The sequence below is a fragment of the uncultured Lamprocystis sp. genome (assembly GCF_903933125.1).
GTDB lineage: Bacteria > Pseudomonadota > Gammaproteobacteria > Chromatiales > Chromatiaceae > Thiodictyon.
The window spans coordinates 1-1,813 of the sequence record NZ_CAIZIZ010000203.1; the positions used below are offsets into that span (position 1 = coordinate 1).

At 65.5% G+C, this 1,813-nt stretch carries 1 protein-coding gene; it reads right to left on the bottom strand.

All coding sequences use genetic code 11. From position 1 onward, the window contains the following. Positions 1-1,813, bottom strand: a 1,813-nt coding sequence (locus QZY03_RS10190) for a VCBS repeat-containing protein (protein WP_295580621.1), incomplete at both ends; no start/stop codon positions are given.

The following is a 1,813-nucleotide window of genomic DNA, read 5'->3' on the forward strand; positions in this document are numbered from 1 at the left end:
CGCAGCTGCACCCGGCCATCGGGGGTCGTCGCGTAGATGATGGCGCCGACGCCATCGCGCGTGGACGTCACCCCCTCCAAGTCGAGTTCTATCCAGTGGTTGGCGTTGCCCTGATTGCGAAATAACTGCTGTTCGGCGGCGTAGCTGAAGGGTGCGGGCAAGCGGCCCTGGCTGACGAACAGGTCGAGGAATCCATCTTGGTCATAATCGACCAGCGTCACGGTGTCGGTGCGTCCGAGCTGGCTACCGGCCGCCCCGCCCGCGTTGGGCGCGAGTTGAAAGGTGCCGTTGCCCTGATTGTCGAACAGCAGATTGGGGACATTGGCGACGCGGCCACTGGCGCCGACATAGGCATCCAGGTCCATGTCGTTGTCCAGATCACCGGCGACGACCGAGCGGGCATAGGTGCGCACCGCCGCGGTGGCGTCGTTGGGGAAGGTCTGAGCCGTGGTGCGCTGGGTTAAGGCTCCCGCCTGATTGAGGAAGAGGAGCGGGGCGCTGGTGTTGCCCTGATCGACGCGGACGGCACCGATGACCTCGGGTACCGAAATCGCAGCGGCGCGTGCCAACAGGTTGACCTCGCCGCCGGCATTGACGACGCGCACCTGCCAGGCGTTGGCGCTGAATCCGATATAGATGCCCGCGGTGCGGTTGGCCGGTAGGCCGAGGTAGGCTGGATTGGCGGTCGAGAGCGTGAAGCGCACGCGATGCGGGATGCGGTTGGGGCCAAGCAACCCGGCATCCGAATTTGTCGGCGGGGCGACGGCGCCCGCTCCGAGGAAAATGTCCGAACGCTCCGCGAACCAGTCGAACTCGATCTCCACGTCACCGGGGGCGGTGAAGGAAAATCCTTTCTCGTCCGCGGCGGGGGCCAGAAAGGCATGAATGCGGTCGTTGGCCGGACCGGTGCGGAGCGCCGCGGACACATCGGGCGGTGCCACGGCGCCAAACACATCGGGGTCGAGGTCGCCGTCAAAATCTCCGATCGCCAGGTCTTGCAGGTAGACGTTATAGATGCCGTCGCCGATCACGGTCCGGAGATCGGTGAACGGCAGCGTGGCCATGTCATAAATATGGGTCACTTGGTAGTTACTGCAAATCAGTGCCGGCTCGCCGGCCGGTCCCAGGTGCGCGGTCATCAGCATTTGGCAGGTGTCGGCGGTGAACCCGGTGTCGAGTCGGGCCTCGACGAAGGTTCCCGCGAGTTGGCGGAATACCGTCGTGGGGTATTGCTCGGGAAGCGTTTTCAGGGCGCCGATGACGACGTCCAGGTAGCCGTCGGTGTCAAAGTCCACCCACAAGGGCGTGCGCGAGCGGGCGCGCGGGTTGTCTAGGCCATAGGCCTGGGCGGCTTCGGTCAAGAGTCCGCCGCTGTTGACGAACAGGTTGTTGCGCCAAGTCTCGTTGATCGCGGGCGCGGTAGCCGCCTCGCCGGCACCGCCGCCGCTGGCCTCGAGAAGGTCCTGGTCGCCGTCATTGTCGAAATCCGCCCAAGAGACGCCGTGGGTGTCGTCGCTGTAGTGCGCGGCGGCATCGACCACCGCGGAATCGATGCGGTTGACGAAGGTCCCATTGCAGTTGTTACGAAACAGGCCGGTCGGCGTAAATTGATGGTTGCCCAGCCACAGGTCCGGGCAGCCGTCGCCGTCGAAATCGCCCCAGGCCGCCCCCCAGGTCTCACCGGCGCTGTCGATCACCGGGCGACCGTCGCCGTCTCTGGCCTCAATGAATTGATCGGCATTCAGGGCGGCCTGAGCTCCCGCCGCAAGCTGCAGCAGCGCCGCGCCGCCGATCAGCAGCATGCGGCGCTTGC